The sequence below is a fragment of the Kitasatospora sp. NBC_01560 genome (assembly GCF_045208415.1).
Lineage (GTDB): Bacteria > Actinomycetota > Actinomycetes > Streptomycetales > Streptomycetaceae > Kitasatospora.
Genome location: NZ_CP109364.1, coordinates 1 through 21,427 on the forward strand (window position 1 = coordinate 1; position 21,427 = coordinate 21,427).

Below are 21,427 nucleotides of genomic sequence, written 5' to 3' on the forward strand. Positions count from 1 at the left end.
GCGGTGCTGACGCACCGCCAGGTGCGGGGGTGCCGGCTACGCCGTCACCGTGCGTTGGTGTGGCCCCGGCTGCGCCGGGGCGGATGGATGGTTGGTTGGGGGAATTCGCCGGTGGCGAATTCGGGGGCGCGGCACGCGCCGTGGGGGCGGGGGTCGGGCGTCGCTGCGCTCCGCCTTTCCGGGGTTTCTGACCCGGGCCTACGGCCCGTCAATCTGTCGCCTTTCCCGTCCAGTTCTGCTGGCCTTTCACCGGCCCTGCCGGGCCGGTTTGCTGGCAGCCTTCCCGGGCTGCGCCCGGGGGTGGCGTTGACGATGTGACGTGAATTTCCGGTAGTAGCCCCATCCCCCGAAATCCGGGGGTGTTCCGGCGGGTGCTGGGCGGGGTGACTGGAGGGCTGCGGGCGGGGTGCCGGCCCCGGGCCTGCGGCCCCGGGCGTTGACGATGTGACGTCCCGTTCGGGTATCAGCAACAACCCCACCCCGGCAGGGGTGCCCGGCGGCCCCGTCGAGGGTGTCCTTCGGCCCGGCCGGAACCTGCCAGATGGCCCGGTCCGGGCTTGTGGGCACTGGGCTGACGCCCACTCCTGCACCGGCCCGGCGACCCCGTCAGAGGCGGGCCTGCGGCCCTCACCGGAGCCCGTGCGCACCCGCCCCGCGCCTGAGCCTCCCCCCGCCCCTCCCGGGAGCCCTCCAGCGGGCCCCCGAGGCGCGGGCGGGCACCTCCCGGGCCGCTCCCTGACGGAACCTCAACCCCGGACAACCGACCGGACGCGAACCCGAATCACCATCGAATAGCCAGAGTGTTCCCAGCGCCTTCCAACGGTCTCATCCTACCCATTCCAAGCGGGCGCAAGACAGAAACACCGGCAGAGGAAAAACCCTCCGCGCGGCGGCAGTCCGCGACTCAATCAAAGGTCCTTCCCAGGACGCTCCGGAGGGAATTGCCGAATTACATTCATGCCGCTTTGCTGGACGAAACAGAAAGACCCTGACGGCGCGACGCCGAGAAAAGCCATTCACGCGCCACGGAAAAGGGCCTACGGCCCCGGACAGGCGCAGCACACAATGCCGCCGAGAGCCCCTCAGAAAGCCTCGAACCGTACTCCATCACGGCCGCCCGGCCACAACACCAAACCGAACACACCGACCAGGCCAGAGGCCGCGGGGAGACGGCCCGGACGGGCAACGGTCCGGCGCAACGGGACCGCCGAGCCGGACCGCGCGCAGCCAAACCCACCAGGACAGCATCCCGACACAGCAGGACCGCAGCAGGCACCGGGACGGCGCAGCAGGACGGCCTGGCGGCCGACCAGGACAACGTGCCGGGCCCAGCGGCGCGCCAGCGCGGCGGCGGGCGCAGCCAAGGCCGGCCGACCGACCGGGGCCAGTGCAGGGACAGCCTGGCGCCCGACCAAGATGAGGCCAGACACCTTCGCGAATGTCCTTCACCAACCCCGCCCTGGAGGCCGCCAAGCAGTGGCTGCACGTCCTGCCGGTGGCTGCCATGCAGTGGAGACAGCCGTACCGCACTATCGAGAGAGAACCTTCACCAGGAGGTGCGTGCGGCCATGAAACGCATGACGGCTGCCATGGGAGCACTGCTGGCGGTATCTGCGGCGGCCTGCTCCGGCTCGACCTCGACGCCGAGCCCCAGCATCGGCACGTCATCTGCGCCGGTGAGTCGGGCGCCCAGCAGTTCTGCTGCTGGCGGCACGGCCGGCGCCCCAGCGGGGGCCCGGGTGCTGGGGCAGCCTCGCGTCGGCGAGCCGTTCACGCTGACCATCACCTACAGCAACGGCGCCCCGCCCACCCTGCTACGGGTGACTGTCGACAGCGTCACGTGCAACGGTCTCGACCCACAGGTCCTGGCCTACGCCGCCAACTCCACCGGTGCCTCCACCACCTCCACACCGGCGCCCGAGGCCGGCAAGAAGTACTGCGTCCTCGCCATGACCGCCACCAACGTCGGCACCGAGACAGCAACCTGGAACGCCAACAACACCGTCAGCCTCAACGTCGGCGGTGTCCATTACCAGCAGACCCAGGACGACGCCACGCACGCCCGGGACTACGAGCAGTACTGGCACAGCAAAGGCCAGACCGGCCCCACATTCGGCATCAACCCCAACAGCACCGGCCCCGTCCACGGCGTCTTCCAGATCCCCACCAGTGACACCCCGACCAGCGTCTGGGTGTCCTCCGGCACCGCCATCCGCACCATCAACGGCGTCCAACCCGGATACCTCGTCAACCTGGCCGCCAGCTGACAGACCGAGGTGTCCTCGCACGAATTGCGGTCCACGGCCAGACGTAGGAAACACCAACTTGGTCGACGCGGAGGCGGCCGCCCCCGACGACCTCACCCTGCCCGCGGTCACGCCCACCTGTCGCACCCCGACCCCACACAGGGAAACCGGGGGTATCCACCCACGTCACACCACACGACAGGCAACGCGACAGCAGACGCGACCACCAAGGCGGTCTCCAGGGTGGTCTCCAGGGTGGTCTGACGGCCACCCAGCAGCAGCCCCCGGCTCCGGCCGCGAACAACCACGCCCGGAAGAGACGCAGCGTGAGGAGCAGCAGCTCCTCACGCTGCCGAGAGCGCACCACCCACAAGCAGCCCGGCACGCGGGGCCGGCAGGACAGGGCGACCGACCAGCCCGAAACCGAACAGCCACCCCACCCCGCCTACCCGGCCGGAAAGGCAGCGAATACCAGAACCCCGAACAGAGAGAATTAGCAAAAAAGCTGCCCCAGGAAATACTTACCCGAATCCCGGGCAAGAAAGGCCCGCCAACCGAACCGGGCACCCGATACCGCCCAACCACTACCCCAGACCGCCACGCAACGTCACCATTCCAGCCCTTGACCCCACTCCAACAGGTCCAACCAAAGGTCCAGACAACACGGTGAGAGGAGCCATTTCACGCCTACGCGGCACAACAGGTCACACCCGATGGCTTATCGTCAATTAGACGACAAGTGCGGTATGCTGGCACTACTCGCATGGAGCTCACCGTTCCTGCGTGCCTGCCGTCATAGGAGAACCCTCATGGGAACTGACGCAACCTCGGCCCCGGCTGTAACCGGGCTAGCCGTGCCGCCGGGCACCTCTGTGGACCCGAAACTCGCCCTCGCGCTTAACGTGCACGCCAGCCCCGGCGTGTACGCGCTGCTGCTCGGCTCCGGTATCTCGATAGCCTCCGGTGTGAAGACGGGCTGGGGCATCGTCGAGGACCTGGTCGCCCGCGTCGCCACCGCGCACGATCCGGACAACCCGGAGGCTGGTGCGCAGGCCGCCGCCGACCCCGAGGGTTGGTGGGCCAAGAACTTCACCGACCCGCTCGGCTACTCCTCTCTGCTCGAAGCGGTCGCCCCGACCCCCTCCGCCCGGCAAGCCATCCTCGACCCGTACTTCGTTCCCGAGGACGGCGAGGAAGCCACCGACAAGGCCCCAACCGCCGCGCACCGGGCGATCGCCCGCATGGTCAAGCGCGGGAGCTTCCGGGTCATCCTCACCACGAACTTCGACCGGCTAATGGAGCGCGCCCTGGAGGGGGTCGGCCTCTCGCCCCAGGTCGTCAGCCGCCCCGAGCAGATCGACGCCATCAAACCCCTCCCCCACAGCCAGATCACCATCATCAAGCTGCACGGCGACTACGCCGACCTCCAGCAGCGCAACACCGTCACCGAGCTCGACACCTACCCCGAGGCCCAGCAGGACCTGCTGAACTGGGTGCTGGACAACTACGGGCTCGTCGCGTGCGGCTGGTCGGCGGACTGGGACAAGGCGCTCGTCCGGGCCGTCGAAGGCACCCGCTCCCGCCGCTACCCTCTGTTCTGGTCCACCTACGGCGCCCTCGGCACCGAGGCCAAGCGCCTCACGGCACAGCACAGCGCCGCCGTGCTGCAGGGCATGAGCGCGGACGAGCTGTTCACCGACCTGGAGCGCCGACTGGAGGCGCTGGACCGGCTCTCGGCCCCGCCGATCAGCCGGGACATGGCCGTCGCGCAGCTCAAGAAGGCACTGCCCGACCCGGTCAAGCGGATCGAGCTGAACGACCTGGTCATGCAGACCGCGTTCGCGGTCGTCAGCGCGTCCACGCGAGAGCGGCACCCGTTGACCGGGCCGGTCTTCGCCGAGAGCGTGCAGCGCTACCGGGCCGACAGCGACATCCTCCTGCACCTGCTGGCCAACGGCGTCTTCCACGACGACGGCACCCACGACGAACTGTGGGTACGGTCCCTCGATCGCCTGGCCCGGATCCGAAACAGCTACACCGGCTCGTTCAACGATGTGCTGGAGGGACTGCGGCACTACCCGTCGTTGCTCGCGACCTGGACCATCGGCGTGGCCGCCGTCCTCGCCCGCCGCGAGGAACTCCTGGCCACCACCATGACCCGGCCCACCTGGACCACCCTCTGGGGCCGGACCGAGCAGCAGCCCCCCGCGGTGTACCTCAACCCGTACCGGGTCATCCCCGGCGACCTGGCCGAGCTGGTCCCGCCACCGCCTCAGCAGCGCTACCTCTACCCGCAGAGCCGCCTGCTGCGGCAGGAGGTCCGGGAGCCTCTGCGGCGCGTCGAACCGGACGATGCAGCCTACGAGGCGGCGTGCAACAGGTTCGAGTTCCTCGCCTCAATGATCGCCATCGACGCCGCCGCCGAAGGACGGCGTGAGCCCTGGGCCGGCGAGTTCCTCCTCGGAGGCAACTGGGGCTACGAGCAGGGCCTCGCTGGCGCCGTCCAGCAGGAGATCACCCCGGCCTGGCCCCTCCTCCAGGCCGGCGCCTTCGGCGGCGATCCGGACCGCGCGACGAAGGCCTATGCCGACCTCGTGCAGTGGAAGAAGCAGAACCACCGCGGCTTCTGATCGGTCACAACCGGGTCTCCAGAGCAGGCTGGAGCCCCAGCCGCCGACCAGCCCCATGCAGCCCGGCTCGGCCAGTGCTGACGGGCGAGTCGATCGCCGGGGCCATCGCGCTCGGGCCGATCTCGGTCGAGACGGCCGGCCCAGCACGCCGGACGCCGGGGCGGCGGCGTATGGAGGCGGCCGGTGAGGTCGCGGACGGCTCGGGCGTCGGTGGCGAGCTGGCGCAGGCCCGCGCTCGTCACTGGTGCAGCAGTACGTCCAGCAGGGCGGCGGTGACTTCGTTCACCACCGCCCTGAGCACCAGGCCCATGACGGCCTCGGCGGTAGCGCGCCGGCGCAGCGAGCGGGCGGTGTTCACGATGTACAGGTAGCAGCGCTTCACGAGTGCGGTCCCTCGGTTGGTGCCCGGCGCCTCACCGGGCTGTTGAGGGGACTCAAGATGTTCGGGGTGCTGTTCGGCGACCGGCTGACCTCGCCGAACGAGCGAACTTCCCTGGTCAGGGCGGGAATCGGCTAGTGTTCGGCCGGAGTTCGGTCCGAACAGATGGAGGGGTCCGTGGCCGGGGATGGGGCAGCTGAACAGCTGGCTGAGGTACTTCGCGAACTGCGGGCCGCCTCCGGCCTCACGTACGGCGACATCATCCACCGGGGGAAGCGCCGGACGGTGAAGTTCACCCAGGCGTCGCTGAGTAATTGGTTCGACGGCACGTCTGTCCCGTCCGACCCGAGGACGTTCCGCACCCTGGTGGAGCTGATGGACACCCAGGCGAGGAAGAAGCCGGGATACCCCCCGACGGACCTCGACGTGCTGGAACAGCTCCGACGCGACGCGGAGGCGCAGCGGCGTCCGCGCCGTACGGCGGTCTCCCACCCGGAAGCATCCCCGGTCGCGGCCGAGCCCTCAGCCCAGCAGGCTCCCCCACCCGCAGAAGCGGCGGCGCCGGGCGACGCCGCCAAGGCCGGCCGCGTCCTGGCCGCGCTCCCTCACCGGGCGAACTGGCTGGGCCTGCTGCGGGACCCAGAGTACTTCCCGATCCACGTCACCGTCTTCGAGGCGTTCCGGCTGGCCTGCGAGCGGGTGCCGCGCGACGTCGTCGACTTCGTCGACCCCGCCCTGCACGAAGCGCACACGGCGCTGCTCGGGGTGATGGCGGAGCTGGAGCAGTTCATAGGCGACTGGATGTTCGGCCCCGACCCGGGGCGGCCCTGGATCGACCTGGGTCGCTACTGCCCCGACCGGGAGACGAACCTCCCGGTCCTCGCCGAGATCCGCAGCCGCCTCGACACCCGCTACCGTGCCCTGGTCAACGCGCTGAGCCAGCGCGGGCTGCTGTGGGAGCCCGGGCAGCCGACCACGGCAGTCTCACCGGGCTCGGCGGCGGCGCCGGCGGATGCGGTCGTCCGCGCGGCCCGGCTGGCCACGAAACGCTGGGCCCCCCTCGACCACCTCGAAAAACCCCGCGACGACCAGCGCACGCAGGACCCTCAGGAGTGGATCAAGGAGTCCCGGCGGCGCACGGCCTACCAGGCGGCCCTGCGGGAACTGCACGACCGGCTTGACGCGCTCGCCTCGTACCTGCCCCTCACCCTCGGACCACGCCCCACACCGGCCGAGCTGGCCCTGGTCATCGAACAGGCACAGCGGTTCCACAACCAGCAACAGTGACAACCCGACCCCAGGGCGCAGCAGGGACGCCAGCCACCAGAACCACGCGCAACAGGGCGCCGCGGACGAACGGGCAGCCGGGCCGGGGCGCAACGGGGGCGGCCGACGCGGCACGGACCCTTCCTGCGCCGGTGTGGGCGGGCGGGTCGGGTGTGGTACCTGGCCCTGGTTGCGGAGCAGCCGTACGAGTACCCGCTCGCGTTCCACCGCGCCGGGCTCCAGGAACAGCACCGCCGGGCAGGCGGATGCAGGCGAGGCGCCAGGGGTCTTCCGCGGTCGACCTGGTCAGGGCCCGCCATGCGACCATCGTCTTCGGCTGATGCTGTCCGTTCACGGTCTGGCCACCCCGAAGGACCCGGGGCGCGACGCTGCCCCGGGCCCTTCGTGTCTGCCTCCGCGGTCAGGTGCGAGTGAGCCTGTTGGGCTGCGCCCGTCTCCGGTCGCGCTGCGCGATCTTCCACCGCCTGTGGCGAAGTCGGCTCTCCAGCACTGCGACGGTGCGTTCCGACGCTCCGTGCGCCCGCACGACACTCGCCCGGGCTCTGGCCAGAGCCAGAACCAGCGTCGTCAGGATGGACACCAAGAGGATCACTGCTATCAGCCACATCGGAAGACCCGCGGTGGCCAGGAGGTCCGTCATAGCCTTCGTCATGGCTCAGGCCTCCATCCGGTCGGCAGCGGCGTGCCGGCACGCGCCCGGAGCCGCCGACGAGCTGTGCTTCTTCATCGCGCGCAGAAGCTTGCGCCGCACCCGGTCGCCGAACGCCTTCGGGTCCCGGGCCTGCATCAGCAGAGCGGCGTCGTACCAGTCCGCGTTGGCGCTGCTGAACACGTACACCGCAACGGTGCGGGCCTCCTCAGGGGAGAAGCCGACCAGCAGGGCGTCCAGACAGGGATGATGCCCGAACGGCTGGGCGTAGAGGACCTGGTCCTCGACGGGATTACGCCTGGTGTACGTGCGCCGCCCGCTCGTGCCCGGGCCGCTGCGGGCCTTCGTCTGCTCGTCCGGGTCATCCAGCACGTCGATGTGGCGGTACTCCAACTTCCGCGTGTGCAGGGGAAGCAGGCTGTCGCGTTCGGTCCTGACCTGCCGGTTGAACGCAGCGATCACCAGGTTGTCGTCGAACAGGTCGACGTTGTCCCACCTGATCGCCAGGAGGCCGTTCAGCACCGCCGAGCGCCTGCGGATGGTCAGCTGCCACTTCGCCGCGAAGGCAACCGCGGGGCCCTCTTCCCCGTGCATGACGTAGGCGGTCATCGCGTCATGGGCCTCCTTGTAGGCCCGGCAGGTTCCCACCGGTACCGGCCACTGGTTCGCAAGCGGCGCGAGCTTGCCGTAGATGTGCTGGCTCGTCAGCAGTGTCAGGCGCCGCCGGGCCGGCAGGGATCTGACCAGGTCGGCGCGGGTCAGGCTCTGGTAGTGGCGCGTGAACTCGACGGCGTCGGCCGGCATCGAGGCGTCGATGATGAACGGGATGCGCTCAGCGCCGAAGCGCTCGCGCAGCGCGGAGCTGTCCGCGATCGCGACCAGCCTCGTCGCGACACTGTCCGGCTCAAGGCCGGCCCGTGAGGCCACCGACCGGTGGTGCTCCGTGGGGCGTCCCAGCAGCCAGCGCCACATCCTGGTGGCCGGACCGGCCTTCTCCGCAGGGGGCGTGTCCGCGTGCCGGACAGTGACCAGCACGGCCAGCCTCGTCTGCGCCTTCGTCGTCTGCTTGTTGTGCGTCATCGCGGGTGCCCTTTCGTCTCTCGGAGTTCCTTCACTCCTTGAGACCGACAGGGGGTGCCCAACGGCAACGAAACAGCAAATGTGATGCAGATCACATTCCAAGTCCTGCTGTGCCAGCCGCCAGGCAGGCGGCCCCACTCCCGCCCGCTCGGCACCTCGCCGCGCCGCCCATCAGCAGGGACCGAATCGACTGCAGTCCCGCGCCTCAGGCGCGGCGAGCCTGCGGCTGCGACCTGATGCCGCCACCCCGGATACGGGAGCGCAACGGCGCCCGGACGCCCATGCCGTGACGCACCACCAGGCCGATCCGGCTGGCGGGCAGGACCCGGACGGCGGCGCTGCGGGCGTTGGTGGCCGTACAGGCCGAGCGCGGGAGCGGCCCGCGCACGGAATGAGGGGAGCACCTACGTGTACGGGGATCTGGAGAGCGACCACGACGTCCTGGTGACGCTCCACCGCTTCACGCTGGCGACCGCCGAGCAGCTCCACCAGCTGCACGGCGGCGCCGCCGGGATCAAGCAGACCCAGAAGCGCATGGCCAGGCTCCAGGCCGAGGGCCTGGCGGAGTTCGTGACCCTGCCGCAGGCCGGCCGGGCGAAGGCCTGGCACCTCACTGCGGCCGGCTCCGCCGTGACCGCCACCTTCCCCGAGGCTCTGCACCCGAGTGCCCCGGTGCCGGGGGCGGAGAAGTCGGCGGTGCGGCACGGGCGCGAGCACCTGCTCGACGTCGGCCGGATCCACGCCGCCTTCGTCACCGACGCCTGGGAGCGCGGCGAGGCCTGCGGCCCGCTCGACCTCCTCCCCGCCCCCGAGCACCCCGCCGGGCCGAACGAGCCGGACGGGAACGTATACCGGCCGCCGCCGAGCTCGCCTACACCGCGACCACCGACGGCCAGCGGCAGCGGTTGCGGGCGTTCGTCGAACTCCACCGCCCCGGCGCGGGCACCGAGCACTGCGCAGCGCAGCTGGCGGCCTGCGCCCGGGTGTGGGAGCAGGCGGGCGAGGGCGGGCGTGGGAACGGCGCTGGCGCTCGTTCCCGCGGCTGCTGGTGGTCCCGGTCGGCACGGCCGCCGCCGGGGTACGCGGCACGGTGGCGGACCTGCGGCTGGCCGCCGAGGAGAATCCGGTCGCCGCCGAGATGCTGGCCTACGTCCCGGCCGGGGCTGCCCGGATCGAAGACCTGGTGCAGCGCGGACCGTCCGGGCCGGTCTGGCACTCGCTCGGCACCCAGGGCGGGCGTGCGTGCAGGCGGGGAGGGCTGTAGGCGGCGAGCGGCACGACTACACGACCACCCACTTGCCGCCGTCAATTGCGTGAGCAAGTGGCTCACCGGGCACCCCGAGTTCTTGGAGCGCCAGTCCGACGGCCATCGTGTGTGCCAGCAAGGTCAGCGTCCTGAGAGCCTGCGCGGTCGGTTGGTCACCGCCATGGGCGAGGTTGTTCCGCACCTTTCCCATGATCTTCCAGACATCACCGAGGTCGGCTCTGCAGTCCTCGAGCGACTCAGGCAGCGGGTCAGTCAGGGCTCTGAGCCGCTGCTGCAGTCCTTCGGGAAGATCGTTGAGCAGTTGGTGGAGTCGCTCCTGGAGCTGGTAGCTCCCGAGCGCGTTGACCCACTTCCTCAGCCATTCAACGTCATCACCAGCAACCCCCTCCACAGCCGCCACGCGACGCAGCACCTCCTTGCGCTGCTTGGTGTACTCCTTCCGGCTCTGTGGTCCGTCGCCGTACTTCTCCGTGTGGAAGCTCTCAATGGCCGGCACAAGCGCGAGGAATCGCGACTTGAGCGTCATCTCCTCACGAAGCGCCGAGCTCAGGTAGTCGGAGAACGTGTCGTACTTCGCCTGCAGAGCCTTCCATCCGTCTAGCAGATCGGGTAGCGACGCTCCTTCCGGACCGAGCCTGAGGAGAGGAGCCAGTACCCGAGGCTCAGGCGCGAGGGACCGGTAGGGCTCTTGGGTGATCTCCGCTGCGAAAGCCTGGGCGGTGTAGTTCGGTTCAGCGCTTCGCGAGATGAACTGCACCCAGCAGACGGGCTGCTTCCTGGCTGTAGCAAATGTAGTGAGTTCAGCCAGCGGCTTGACATACGCCTCGATCCATTCACCTGCCTTCCTCCGCACCCCACTGACCTCAACGATCGGTTGTGCGGAGACCTCCAGCTGGTAGCCCGGCTGGAAGCTCATGTAGGCCGTGTAGTTCAGCGTGATGCGGTCCCCTGTGTCGGTCGACCACTCCTGGTCGACTTCCTTGTTCCAACTGGCGGAGAAGGTGGGCTCGGGGGTGTCGGAACTAGGCCACTGGATCTTTGGTATCGGCGCAACCCCGGACAGTTCCGTCAAACCTCCTACCTGGAACTGGACCGTGTCGAAGAGGATCTCGTCACCGGCCGGGAGCCCGAATCCGCACAGCGCCATTTCTCCAGTCAGCTGTGCAGTGCCAGGGAATACGTGCCCAAGCGAGGCACCGATCAGGACGACGTCGTGGCCGCTCCGCAGTTGGCCACGTACGCGTTCGACGCTCTCCTCGTACGGCGAGAACCTCACGAACTGCGATCCGTCAGCCGCGCTGGTGGTGGTCCCTACTCCTGGCACGTCGAAGGCAGTGCCTTGAGGTCTTCCACTCTCTACGAGCATCAGCTGACCGCCGACGGTCGCCCCATTGATGGACCAGGTACAGGCGTAGTCCCCAGCGGAGACCGGCAGCTTCATCATCCTCGAAGGATAGGGCGGCTGTGAAGTGCTGAGGAATGGTGAGTTACGGCCTTACACGGCCACCTGGGCTGCGCCGTCAGGCAGTTCGGGCGTCGGCCAGGTGGGGTCCGGCGTCCAGGTGGGCCACGGGCCGGCGAACGGGCCGGCACGGCCCTGAAGGAGGCCGAGGGCGCGCTCGCGGGCCTGCTCGACCAAGCGGTGGTCCTGGTCGGTGATGAAGCCAAGCCGGCGGCCGTGAGCATACTCGTCCTCGTCCTTCCACCTCACCGAGGAAAGGTCGGGCTCCACCACCAGGTCGACGAGCAGGTCCAGGGTGTCGATCCCAATCCGGGTACGGACCGCCGGGCGCTCGAAGTTCACGTACAGGCGCAGCGACTTCCCGGTCGGCGTCTGAATGTGGTGCACAGAGAACCATTCGCCGGTCTCGAAGCGGGACCGGCGAACGGTGTCGCGCCAGGCCCAGGGGCCGAGCGTCCAGGTGCCGGCGGCGAGGTTGGTCAGGCCGTTGCTGCGCGCCTCGTCGTCGCCGGTGCGCAGCGCCGTGGCCAAGGTGGTGGGTGCGAGGGAGCGAATGCCCGGCCAGTAGGCGAGCTCGAGAACGGTGCCGGTGTCGGCGAGTGCCGGTAGGGCTGGGCGGACCACACCTTGCCCACGTGGATGTCGCGGCGCACGACCGTGGCGCCGGACTCGAACCGGGCACCCAGCCCGGCGGGGGTGGTCACGGCCGGCTCCAGGTCCGACAAACGGGCTCGTGCCAGGTGGTCCTCACGACCATCCCGCCCGGGGAGATGTGCTCGTTGGACCACGTCCGGCAGCACCCGGCACCCGGCCGGGCTGGGGCCGGCGCCCTGACGGCACGGACTAACCGCCACCAGGGCAGGGCGCAGCGCGGGGCAAGGTGCGGGGCCGGGCCTGCGATAGCCCGGCGGGCTTCTACGACGCGACGGGCCGCTTCTCCCGGAGGAGTTCGCGGATCGGTGCTGGTAGGGGCTCGGCTGCAAAGGCACTTATTACAACGTCACCGTGAAGCCCCATGCCGCGTTCGACGGACTGGAGGTACTCGGCCCTAATGCAGGCCGTGCCCGTCGCGATCCCACGTGCAGCCGCCTCCTTGGCCGCAGGTCTGCCACGGAAGGTGACTACGCGATCCGGCGCGCCGCCCAGCAGCGTGCTGTGAGGTGCGCACCGCGCGGTCACGTCGAAGACTTCATAGTTCCGCTCGCGCCTGCGGAGCCGATCGAGGCCCTCGCTGGTCACCATCACCAGCACGCCTTCGACAGCCGCAGACGCATCTTCTTCGACGTCGAGGAACAGGACTTGGACCGGCGGTTCGGCGGTGCGGTCCGGGGTGAGGTAGACGACCGCGGCCCGATCGTCGGTGTTGTCGGTCGCCACGCTCCAGGTCCGGCGATATCCGGACAGCTTCGCAGGCACATAGTCCAAGTCCGGGGCCAAGGGGCGTCCCAGGTACTCGGCCAGGGTCGTGGTGTCGACCAGACTCCCGTAGACGAAGACAGCCCACCGCAGCGGATCCTCGAAACGCTTCCAGCCGCGCGAGCCCTTGGCCACGTCCTTGCCGATCTCCACCCCGGCGAATCGGCCGATTTGCGTGCCTTCGGATTCCCCTAGCTGGTACCACTGTTGCCCGGAGATCGCAGTCGCCAGCCCGACGGCCTCGCCTCGAAGCTGGATCACGAGCCTGCCGTTTAGTCCGGTGATGTCGCGGCCCTGGACGTGGCGGATCTCGCCGTCCGTCAACGGCGCGTCGAGGGGCACCCATAGGGTGAACGGCGCGCCGGTTCGGGCGATCGGCCACGTGCGCTGCTGCGCGCGATTGCCATCGCCGTCAAGAACGTCGAGCTGCACCCTTCGCGCGGTTATCGTGCCGTCCACTGGCGACGGCGCCACATAGTGCAGGAACACTTTGGCCGTCAGATCGTTGATCGTTAGCCGCCTCAGCCGCTTGTACCACCGGATCGCCACGATGATGTCGTTGGAGTCCGAGTCTGCGCGCTGGGGCTCGTAGTCCATCTCCCAGGGGAAGCAGAGGCTGGTCGTCTTACGCCATACGAAGGGGTCGACCGCGAAGACGCGGATCACGAACGTAGCGACGACGAGGGCAGGAATGAGCAGGGACAGCACACCCACGACGAACGAGATCGCCTCGTCCGCGTCGTTGTGGCCAGCAGAGGCGGGATACGCCCCGGTATTGATCAGGGCGCGGAGCATCGCGCTGGTGCGCGTAAAGAATGCGTTTAGCGCGAACCTCTTTGACAGCGGGTCCGCCGCCACCGTGGTCACATCCTGAAGCGCGGCAATCGAGGCCGCCAACATGACAAGTGCGGCGATCGCGAACAGCGTGAGCTTCCCGGCGGGAAGGCGGGCCACGCTCCATCGGAAAGACGTTGAGGAGCGGGGATGGTCTGCGCGAAACCCCAATTCTGAGCATCTCCCTGACTGCGGCGCGACAAGGCACGTAGGGCTGACCATAGCGGGGAAGTATGATGCGACCAGGGTGACGCTCCGGTAAACTCACGTGATCACCGATCGACCGAATGCGAGAATGCCGGTGCGGTGCACATACTGTCACGAAGTCATATCAGAGGCGTCCTGGTTCGCCGATCCACCCGAGCCGTCGGCGCCGTGGTTCCGGCCGACGTCGGCGCGGCAGATTACAGACATAGCGGCGGACCTCGGTCTGGAACTGACCTGGCTGTCCGACGGCTGGGTGGTCCGGCTGCGCCGCGATGCCGTGGTCAGGCACGTCATCGGCTACGCCTTCCCGCCGAACTCCGCCGTGGCAGCCCATTTGGCGGCAGACAAGGTCGGCTGCTTCGCAGTGCTCGAAAACGCTGGCATCCCGGCCGTTCCCCATCGGATCGTCCGCGCCGGATCGTACGGTGCCGAGGAGTTGTACTCAGCGGTCGCGCAGGCCCATGAGCTGCCGCTCGTCCTCAAGCCGAACGACGGCGACGGCGGCGTCGATGTCTACCGCGCCGACACGCCGACCGACCTCCGTCGGATCCTCGCCCACATGTTCGACCGCTATCGCGCAATCGCGATAGCGCCGTTCGTGGAAGGTGCCGAGGAATACCGGGTCGTCATGCTGAACGGCACGGCGTTTCCCATCTATCGGAAGCTGCGTTCGCTTGCGGACGATTGCGTCGCCGAATGGCGAAACAATCTACGCCACGGAGCACGACCCGAACTGGTACGGAACTCAGCCCTCAAAAGCCAGCTGACGATTCTGGGCCGCCGCGCCATGGACACGCTCGGGCTGATGTTTGCCAGTGTCGACATCCTGTTGGTCGACGGCGGTTTCCGGATCTTGGAGGTCAACAGCTCGGTCTGTTTCGAGCGGTTCTCCGGATTCGGGCCCGGGAACTATCACATCGCCTACTGCGTATACCGCGAGGCGCTGCGTCAGGAGTTCCACCGCTAGGCCTGTGCGCGGACAGACCTTGCCCGCCGACCCCTCGTCCGCGGTCTGACGGCATCCCTTGTCCCGCCCGTTGACCAGCGTGTTGTCCCGCCCGGTTCGCCCAGGTCAGGGGGCCTTGTCCTCTCGGTTTGTCCGTGACGGCGATCACCTCGGGGCGGGCGGCGGTACGGGCGGTCGGGCGGCTGGCCAGTAGGCGGCGAGCCGACTCGCGAGTTCTGCGGCGACGTCGCCAGCCGCCAGGGCCTCGGCGACCGGGCCGGGCAACGGGCCGTCCAAGGGCGTGGTGTCGTCGGCGCCCGGCGTCGGCCACACGACGCCGCCGTTGAACCACGGCCGGACGAAGCCGGCGACGGCGGCCGGGCTCGGCAGCACGCAGTCGCCTGCGAAGATCTCGGAGGCGTAGTCGTACCGGCCGCGGCCGTCGACGTCGCGCCCGGTCCAGCCTCGGGCGAGGCCGGCGCCGTGGTGGAGGGTGCGGATGCCGTCGTGGCCGGACCAGCGCAGCCACATCGAACCGCGCACCAGCGGCGAGTCCAGGACCGCCCGGCCCAGGTCCCGGTCGGCGGGCGCGGGCCGGCTGCTGCACAGGCCCAGCTCCAGTCACCCGGGCGCGGCGGCGGGGTCCGGGGCGGGGCGGGTGGTGTCGGTCATCGCGGGTGCCTCCGGGAGTCGGGAGCGGGTACGAGCGGCCGTCCCGGCCTCGGTGAGCCGGGACGGCGGGGGTGCGGGGCGGGTCAGCCGGTGACGGTCTCGGCGTGTCGGTGGAGAGCGTCCAGGAGCGCGATCTGCTGCTCGGTCAGCTTCCCTTGGGCGCGGGCCTTGTCCTGCTTTCGCAGCCATGTGCCGGGGCGGAACGTCGGGTCCGCGTCGCCGCCAGTGCGGTTCGCCGGGCCGTCCAGGGTGCCGCCGGCGGCGAGGTAGGCGAGCAGGCGGCGGTAGGAGCGGTTCCAGTCCGGCTCCAGGTGCCACAGCTCGTCCAGCGCGTCGAGCTTGGCCACCTGGTCTGCGGTGAGGTTGTCGGCCTTGCGCTGGCGGCGCATCCACGCGCCCACCGCGTAGTCGTCGAGCTTTGTGGTGGCGGGGATCGCCAGGTGGCCGTGCTGGTGGTGGAAGGCAGCGGCGTAGGCGTAGCCGCGTTCCCAGGCGTTGGCGTTCTTCGACCAGATCATGCCGAGGGCGTCCAGCTCGCTGATGCGGGCGGCGTCGAGGAGGTGCTGGCCGTGGAGGTGGCGCTGGCGGGTGAGCCAGGAGATCAGCTCGGCGTGCTTGGTCTTGTCGGTGGGGTCGAGGTGGCCGTGCTGGAGGTGGAAGACCGCCGCGACGGCGTGCATGCTCTGCCACTCCACGGCGCGCGGGTTGAACGCGCGCAGCTTGACGGTCTGGAGGATCCGGGCGGCGTGCTGCTTCGCGTTGATCCGCAGCCACTCGATCGGCGACTCGGCCGGGGCCGGCTGCTGCTCTCCCTCCCCGGCCTCGGTGGCCTCACCCTCGGAGGCCGCCGTGGTCGCGGTGGTGTGCGCGGTGCCCTGCGAGCGGCTGGCGCGCAGTTCGGTGATCCGGCCGACCACCCGGGCGTCGTGCGCGGCCAGGGCGCGCAGGACTCGCCAGATCGTGCGGAAGGAGCTGGCTTCGATCTCGGCGTCGGCCTCGGCCTTCACGGCCTCGCCGGCGTCGTGGACCTCGGCCGGGTGCGTGGTCGCGGTGTCGTCGCCGACCTCTGGCGTCGGCAGGTAGACCGGGATGATGACCCAGCTGACCTTGCCCTGCCGGTAGGACTGGCGCAGCGCGCGGCCGACGGCCTGGACGATGTCGATGACGCTCGACTTCGGGTCCGCGAAGCAGATGGCGTCCACGGCGGCGACGTCGATGCCCTCCGTCAGGAGCCGACTGTTGCAGAGGATGCCGCACTCCTCGCCGTCCTCGCCGGTGTGGGCCTTGAACTCGGCGAACGCGGCCCGGCGGTCCTTGAGCCGGTCGGTTCCAGCCACCGCCTTCGCCCAGATCCGCTCCGGACGCTCCGCGTCGGGCAGCAGCTCCGAGGCCTCCAGCAGAGTGCTCGCGAACTCCCGCGCCCCAGCCACCCGCGAGTGGAACGTGATGACCCGGCGCAGGCCGAGGTCGGCGACCGCGCGCAGCACCGCGATCTGCAACGCGAGGCGCAGCAGTTCCTCGTTGCTGCGCTGGGAGCGCAGGTCGGCGACGGCGGGGAGGTTGAGCAGCTCGCGCAGGTCCTCGTCCGTCACTACCGGCACGAGTACCCGGTAGTCGGCGAGGTAGCCGTGCTCGATGCCCTGGCCGAGGGTCCAGGTGAACACGGTCTTGCCGTAGATCTCCTCCGAGTCCATGGAGCAGAGGACGGGCAGCTTCTCGGTGCCTTCGGTGTCGGCGAGGTCGGCTAGGCCGTCCTCCGCCCGCCGGTCGTCCGCGATCCTGGGCGTGGCGGTGAAGTACAGCCGGCGCGCGGCGGGGACCTGGGCGTCGTCGTGGACGGCCGCCCACGCCTTCCCCTCGGCACCTGCCGTCCGGTGGGCCTCGTCGATGATCACGAGGTCCCACTGGGCCAGCCCCCAGCCCTGGTGGGCCTGGACGATGCGCTCCAGCGAGGCGTAGGTGGCGTACACGGTGACCGGCTGGTCGTCGGGGGCGCCGTTGACGAGGTCGGTGATCCGGACGGCCTGCGTGGTCACCTGGACGTGGACGCGGCCGCCGGCCTCCGCGCTCTCCAACGCCTCCTCCCGAGAACACGCCGCCACCGCCAGGCCCCGGCGCCCGCCCCGCAGCGACCACGCTTCGGCGGTCTGCTCCAGCAGCTCGATCGTCGGCACCAGCACCAGCACCCGGCCCCGCGCGGCCAGGCGCCGGGCGCAGCCGGCCGCGATGAGGGTCTTGCCGGATCCGGTCGCCGCGACGATCGTGGCGCGGCCGCCGTCCTTCACCTCGCGCACCGCGGCCGCCACCGCGTCCTTCTGGAACCAGTGCAGCGGCAACGGATTCGCTGCGGCGGCGCCGGACGGCTGCGCCGGGACCGGCTGAGCGGCTGCGGCGCGGAACGCGGCCGGCACGTCGGCCTCGGTGGCGGCGGTGGTGGTCTCCACGGCGGTGCTTCTCCTTCGGATGCTGAGACGGCCCGGCGAGGCGCTCGGTGCTGTGGGAGGGTCGGGGCGGGCGGCCTCTCCCCGGGGCCAGGTCATGGATGGGGAGAGGCCGACCGGACTACTGCTGGTCCTCGGGGATCCAGCCGCGGACCTCGAGGTAGGCGATGTCGGCGTCCTCGACCGCGCGTCCGGTCTCCACCAGCCAGGCCCGCATCGCCTCGGTGACGTCGCCGTGATGGTCGGCGACGCGCTGGGACCACTCGGCGGCGTCGAACCCGCCCGTGGAGGCGGAGCCGTAGGTGCGCTCCTCCGTGCCGTCGGAACGCGGGATGAAGCCACGGCGGATGCCGCCGGAGTCCTTCTCCGACCCGGCCGAGTAGACGTACTGGTCGGCCTTCATCCGGACGGTGAAGGCGAGACGGCCGCCAGCCTGGCCGGTCTCGTGCACCACCGGGGCGAGGTGGGAAGCGCCGGACTTGATGGCCTGCTTGCCCGCGCGGCCGGCCATCGACTCACCGGGCTTGCCGACGACGTCCTTGCCCCGCACCCGGGCCTTCTGGCCCGTCTTGGTGGTGCGGCGCTTGGTGTTCGCCTCCGCGATCCCGGACAGCGCCTCGGTGTCGCGCTCGCCGCCGCGCACCGCGCGGACGACCTGGCGCAGCGCGCCGACGAACGCCTTGCCCTTGCCCTTGGTGAAGAACTGGCTGACCAGGCTGGCGTCGCGGCCGAGCATCTTGGCGACCTGGCGCTTGGTGTAGCCCTGGTCGATCAGCTCCTGGGTCAGCCTCGCGGCCTCGTTCGGGTTGTTCGGGTCGGCCGGGCTCACCGGTCACCTCCGGCCGCCTGCTCGGCGGCGAGTTCGGCGCGGCCCAGGCCGCGCAGCTTGAGGTACTGCTCCTGGCTGACCGGGTGCTCCACCGGGCCGGTCAGGTGGCCCTTGAGGAGGTAGTCACCCGGCTCACCGCGGTAGGGCCAGGGCTGGCGCTCGGTCAGGGCGATGCCGTCCGTGCCGAAGTACACGACCGTGCCCGGCTTCGCGTGAAGCGCCCCGGCGTAGCCGATGACCTCCTTGCCCTGCCGGTACTTCATGTCCAGCAGCGCCGCCCGCGCCCCCGACCACACGTACGCCGCCCACTCCGGGTGGGCGTAGGGGTCGCGGGAGAAGCCGGCCTGCCGCTGCCACGTAACCACCTCGCCGTCCTGGCCCAGGATCTCCACCCCGGCCGGGAGGCTCTCGCCGACCGGGGTGGTGCCGGACACCAGGCGCGGGCGCTGCGCAAAGCCGCCCAGGCCGAACAGCAGCACCGACCGGACCGCGCGGGAGGCGAGGTAGGCCGCCTGTCGCTGCCGCTCGTCGCCGTGCATCTTCGAGAGGTTGGTCAGGTCCGCCCACGCGGCCTTGAGGCGCTTTCCCCACTCATCCAGCGGCTTGCCGTCCTCGAACAGCAGGCCGCCCAGGATCTCGACCTTCCACGGTGCGAGGTGGTTCGACAGCGCCAGGTGGACCTCGGCGCCGCCCGCCCACGTGGTGAACGTGGTGCCGGGCTCGGAGGGGTAGATCCAGGCGCGGTCACCGGTCACGGGGGCCGGGAGCAGGCCGACGTGGTTCCACCCGGCCGGGACGGTCACGCGCACGTTCCAGTGCGAGCAGGACATCAAGGCCTTGACCTGCTCCTGGTCGGTCATCGCGGCGAACGCGGCCGCGGTGATCCGGCGCGGGATGCCGACCGGGGACTTCCACAGGTGCTTCGCGTAGGCGAAGGTGCGGTCGTACTCGACCAGGGCGGGCAGCTGCTCCGGGACGCGCGGGGGCAGGATCAGCTCGGTGCGGCCCTGGCCACCGGTCGCGTGCAGCAGACCCCGCAGCTCCTCCGACAGCACCGGGTAACCGCCGGCCCACTTGCCGGTCGTCGGGACGGTGCGCGACCACAGGTCCCGGCCGGTCTGCGACGGTGAGCCCATCAGGACCGCGTCGTCCCAGTGCCGGCGCAGCGCCTGCCACAGCAGCGTGAACGCCTGGCGGCAGGTCACGACGTCGGCGCCGTCCGGGTCGAACCACTCCCCCATCGAACGGATCTCGGTGCTGCGGCTGTCCGGCGCGGCAACCGGGGCGTAGCGGCCCACCGGCTGGCGCTGGTGCACGAAGTGCCCGGCCAGCTTGTCCCGGCCGGAGCCGACAGCGGTGGTCCACCGCTCGGACGGCGTGTTCAGCCACGCGGCGACCGCGTCCTTGAGCGTGGAGTACCGCTCGGCGCCGTCGTGCCACGGGGCGCCGGCGGTGACGTAGACCCGCTCCGTGCCGGGCGCAGTGGCCAGGACGGCGTCCAGGATCTCCCCCGGGGTGCGGGCGCCGAGGTCCAGGCGCACCACGCGGTCGCGCACCGCCAGGTCACCGCTCGCCGCGTCCAGGAACACCGTGGAGCGGGCCTGCTGCGTGAAGCTGGGGCGCTTGGAGACCAGGCCCGTGGTGACAGCCTCGAACCGCGCACCCGCCGGACCCTCGGGAAGGGTGGGCAGCTCACGCGGACCGGCCTCGACCACCGGACGCGGCGCGGCAGCGACCGGCGCGACCGGATACTGCCCAATGGCGCCGGGGATCGATGTAGTGGTGCGGTCGGAGGCGGCCTGTACGCCGGGTTCTGTCTCCCCGGGGGCCGATGTGGCCGACCCTGTCTGCAGCACGGCGAGCTGCTCGGCGCCGACCTGGTCCTCGACCTCGGTCGGCGCCTCGGTCACCAGGACGGCCGGGGCCAACTGCACGACGGCAGGGGCCGGGCGGGTCAGCGCCGGGGCGACCGCAACGGCAGGCTCGGCCTCCGGCACCTCGGGCGCCGGAGTCGGGGCGGCGGCCTGGTCGTCGGCCTTGGCGGCGCGAACGGCGGCCGGGGTCGGGTCCAGCAACGGGGCGATCCGCACGACGTCACCCACCGACAGACCCGAGGCCTTCGCGATGGCCGGCGCCTGGGCGCCCTCGTACCCCGCCAGGCCGGCAACCCGGCGCGCACGCCGGTCGGTCAGCTTGTCCAGCTCCTTCTGCGCGGCCGCGACCGTCTTCTCGGCGGCCGTGATCTCGATGCGCAGCTCGCGCAGACCGGCGAGCTCGGCGGTGTACGTCTTACGGTCCATCAGCAGGTCACTCCCCCTTCTGTGACTCGGCGGCCTGCTTGAGCTCTTCGGCGACGCGGATCGTGCCCTGGTATCGCTCCAACGCGGTCCCCAGTTCGCCGACCGCGTCGAGTACGGCCTTCTCCTCCTCGGTGCCAGCGACGGAGGGGGCGAGGCCGTCGGCCTGGCGGAGCACCTCCTTCACCGTCTTCAGCAGCGGTTCAGCCTGGTTGGCCGCCATCGCCTGGCCCATGGCGAGCACCGGGATGTAGAGCCTGGCCAGCAGTTGGCTCCGCTCGTCGGTGGTGGTCATCGCCAGTGCGATCACCCGCTTCTCCAGGCTGAAGGCGGCCAGGCGCAGCGGGGTCCGCCCGTCGGCGTTGCGACTGTCCAGCCCGTAGTACGGGGTGATGGTGACTACCGGTCCGTTCGCACGGACCTGCCGGGACAGCACGGCCTGCGACAGGCCGACCTCCGGCGCGATCACCGACCACTTCATGTCTTTGCCCCGGCAGTCCCAGACCGCTTCGCGCAGCGCCCAGCCCGCGTACGGCTGGATCAGCAGCGCGAGGGCCTTCGCCTGCTCCAGCGGGTCCTCCAGTGCTTGGGCGCGCTGCGCCTCCTCGGCGATCCGCCCGAGCAGAAACCGCGTGTGGCTCGGCCCTTCGCTCAGGAGTTCGCTGTCTTCGCCGTCCGCCATCTTCCGCACCTCCCCGTTTAACTTCAAAGTCGGTATTAAAGGTTTTCCCCAGAGTATCACCGTGAGTGCATGGCTCGCCACCGCTTCACCAGGACGGGGACGA

General features: G+C 70.3%; 16 protein-coding genes and 1 pseudogene. 6 read left to right on the plus strand and 11 right to left on the minus strand.

Annotation, left to right across the window (positions count from 1 at the left end; translation table 11 throughout):
- Positions 1-1,739 precede the first annotated feature (1,739 nt).
- Positions 1,740-2,267 (plus strand): hypothetical protein, encoded by a 528-nt coding sequence (locus OH807_RS00005; RefSeq protein WP_406191957.1) that lies wholly within the window; start codon positions 1,740-1,742, stop codon positions 2,265-2,267.
- Positions 2,268-3,055: 788 nt separating this feature from the next.
- Positions 3,056-4,876 (plus strand): SIR2 family protein, encoded by a 1,821-nt coding sequence (locus OH807_RS00010; protein ID WP_406191960.1) that lies wholly within the window; start codon positions 3,056-3,058, stop codon positions 4,874-4,876.
- 238 nt (positions 4,877-5,114) lie between these two features.
- On the opposite strand, the gene OH807_RS00015 is transcribed toward OH807_RS00010, so the two are convergent.
- On the minus strand, positions 5,115-5,258 hold the full coding sequence (locus OH807_RS00015) for a hypothetical protein (RefSeq protein ID WP_406191963.1): 144 nt from the start codon (positions 5,256-5,258) through the stop codon (positions 5,115-5,117).
- Positions 5,259-5,432: 174 nt separating this feature from the next.
- On the opposite strand from OH807_RS00015, the gene OH807_RS00020 reads away from it, so the two are divergent.
- Complete coding sequence (locus OH807_RS00020) at positions 5,433-6,542, plus strand: hypothetical protein (protein ID WP_406191966.1); 1,110 nt, start codon at positions 5,433-5,435, stop codon at positions 6,540-6,542.
- A 655-nt stretch (positions 6,543-7,197) separates the two neighbouring features.
- Here the strand turns inward: OH807_RS00020 and OH807_RS00025 are convergent.
- Together OH807_RS00025 and OH807_RS00030 are read right to left on the minus strand one after the other, a co-directional pair.
- Entirely contained in the window at positions 7,198-8,271 is a 1,074-nt protein-coding gene (locus tag OH807_RS00025) for a hypothetical protein (RefSeq protein ID WP_406191970.1), read from the minus strand.
- A 205-nt stretch (positions 8,272-8,476) separates the two neighbouring features.
- Positions 8,477-8,659, minus strand: coding sequence for a hypothetical protein (locus OH807_RS00030; RefSeq protein ID WP_406191973.1), 183 nt, complete (start codon positions 8,657-8,659; stop codon positions 8,477-8,479).
- 56 nt (positions 8,660-8,715) lie between these two features.
- Here OH807_RS00030 and OH807_RS00035 point away from each other — a divergent pair.
- A pseudogene (locus tag OH807_RS00035) lies at positions 8,716-9,000 on the plus strand (replication-relaxation family protein); the annotation flags it as partial.
- 256 nt (positions 9,001-9,256) lie between these two features.
- On the plus strand, positions 9,257-9,535 hold the full coding sequence (locus tag OH807_RS00040) for a hypothetical protein (RefSeq protein ID WP_406211451.1): 279 nt from the start codon (positions 9,257-9,259) through the stop codon (positions 9,533-9,535).
- A 16-nt stretch (positions 9,536-9,551) separates the two neighbouring features.
- Here the strand turns inward: OH807_RS00040 and OH807_RS00045 are convergent, their stop codons facing one another.
- The 3 genes from OH807_RS00045 to OH807_RS00055 form a co-directional block, all read right to left on the minus strand.
- Positions 9,552-10,982, minus strand: coding sequence for a HEPN domain-containing protein (locus OH807_RS00045; RefSeq protein WP_406191976.1), 1,431 nt, complete (start codon positions 10,980-10,982; stop codon positions 9,552-9,554).
- Positions 10,983-11,033: 51 nt separating this feature from the next.
- Complete coding sequence (locus OH807_RS00050) at positions 11,034-11,624, minus strand: DUF402 domain-containing protein (protein WP_406191979.1); 591 nt, start codon at positions 11,622-11,624, stop codon at positions 11,034-11,036.
- A gap of 291 nt (positions 11,625-11,915) precedes the next feature.
- Entirely contained in the window at positions 11,916-13,370 is a 1,455-nt protein-coding gene (locus OH807_RS00055; protein ID WP_406191983.1) for a gamma-glutamylcyclotransferase family protein, read from the minus strand.
- Between the two features lie 148 nt (positions 13,371-13,518).
- Here OH807_RS00055 and OH807_RS00060 point away from each other — a divergent pair, with 148 nt between their 5' ends.
- A complete protein-coding gene (locus tag OH807_RS00060) occupies positions 13,519-14,424 on the plus strand; it encodes a RimK family alpha-L-glutamate ligase (RefSeq protein WP_406191986.1) in 906 nt (301 codons plus the stop codon).
- A 144-nt stretch (positions 14,425-14,568) separates the two neighbouring features.
- Here the strand turns inward: OH807_RS00060 and OH807_RS00065 are convergent, their stop codons facing one another.
- From OH807_RS00065 to OH807_RS00085, 5 genes are all read right to left on the minus strand, one after another.
- Complete coding sequence (locus OH807_RS00065; RefSeq protein ID WP_406191989.1) at positions 14,569-14,946, minus strand: hypothetical protein; 378 nt, start codon at positions 14,944-14,946, stop codon at positions 14,569-14,571.
- Between the two features lie 212 nt (positions 14,947-15,158).
- Complete coding sequence (locus OH807_RS00070) at positions 15,159-17,519, minus strand: Helicase associated domain protein (protein ID WP_406191992.1); 2,361 nt, start codon at positions 17,517-17,519, stop codon at positions 15,159-15,161.
- 118 nt (positions 17,520-17,637) lie between these two features.
- Positions 17,638-18,345 carry a helix-turn-helix domain containing protein gene (locus OH807_RS00075; RefSeq protein WP_406191994.1) on the minus strand — a complete coding sequence of 236 codons (708 nt, stop codon included), beginning with the start codon at positions 18,343-18,345 and terminating at the stop codon, positions 17,638-17,640.
- A complete protein-coding gene (locus OH807_RS00080) occupies positions 18,342-20,645 on the minus strand; it encodes a hypothetical protein (RefSeq protein WP_406191997.1) in 2,304 nt (767 codons plus the stop codon). Before OH807_RS00080 ends, OH807_RS00075 begins: the two co-directional genes overlap by 4 nt.
- Positions 20,646-20,652: 7 nt before the next feature.
- Positions 20,653-21,324: a hypothetical protein gene (locus OH807_RS00085; protein ID WP_406192000.1), complete on the minus strand. Its 672-nt coding sequence runs from the start codon at positions 21,322-21,324 to the stop codon at positions 20,653-20,655.
- Positions 21,325-21,427: the final 103 nt, after the last annotated feature.

Bases quoted from the DNA above. Each gene is read 5' to 3' on its own strand.
- OH807_RS00010 (WP_406191960.1), top strand. From the start codon at position 3,056: ATGGGAACTGACGCAACCTCGGCCCCGGCTGTAACCGGGCTAGCCGTG.
- OH807_RS00025 (WP_406191970.1), bottom strand. From the start codon at position 8,271: ATGACGCACAACAAGCAGACGACGAAGGCGCAGACGAGGCTGGCCGTG.
- OH807_RS00045 (WP_406191976.1), bottom strand. From the start codon at position 10,982: ATGATGAAGCTGCCGGTCTCCGCTGGGGACTACGCCTGTACCTGGTCC.
- OH807_RS00080 (WP_406191997.1), bottom strand. From the start codon at position 20,645: ATGGACCGTAAGACGTACACCGCCGAGCTCGCCGGTCTGCGCGAGCTG.
- OH807_RS00085 (WP_406192000.1), bottom strand. From the start codon at position 21,324: ATGGCGGACGGCGAAGACAGCGAACTCCTGAGCGAAGGGCCGAGCCAC.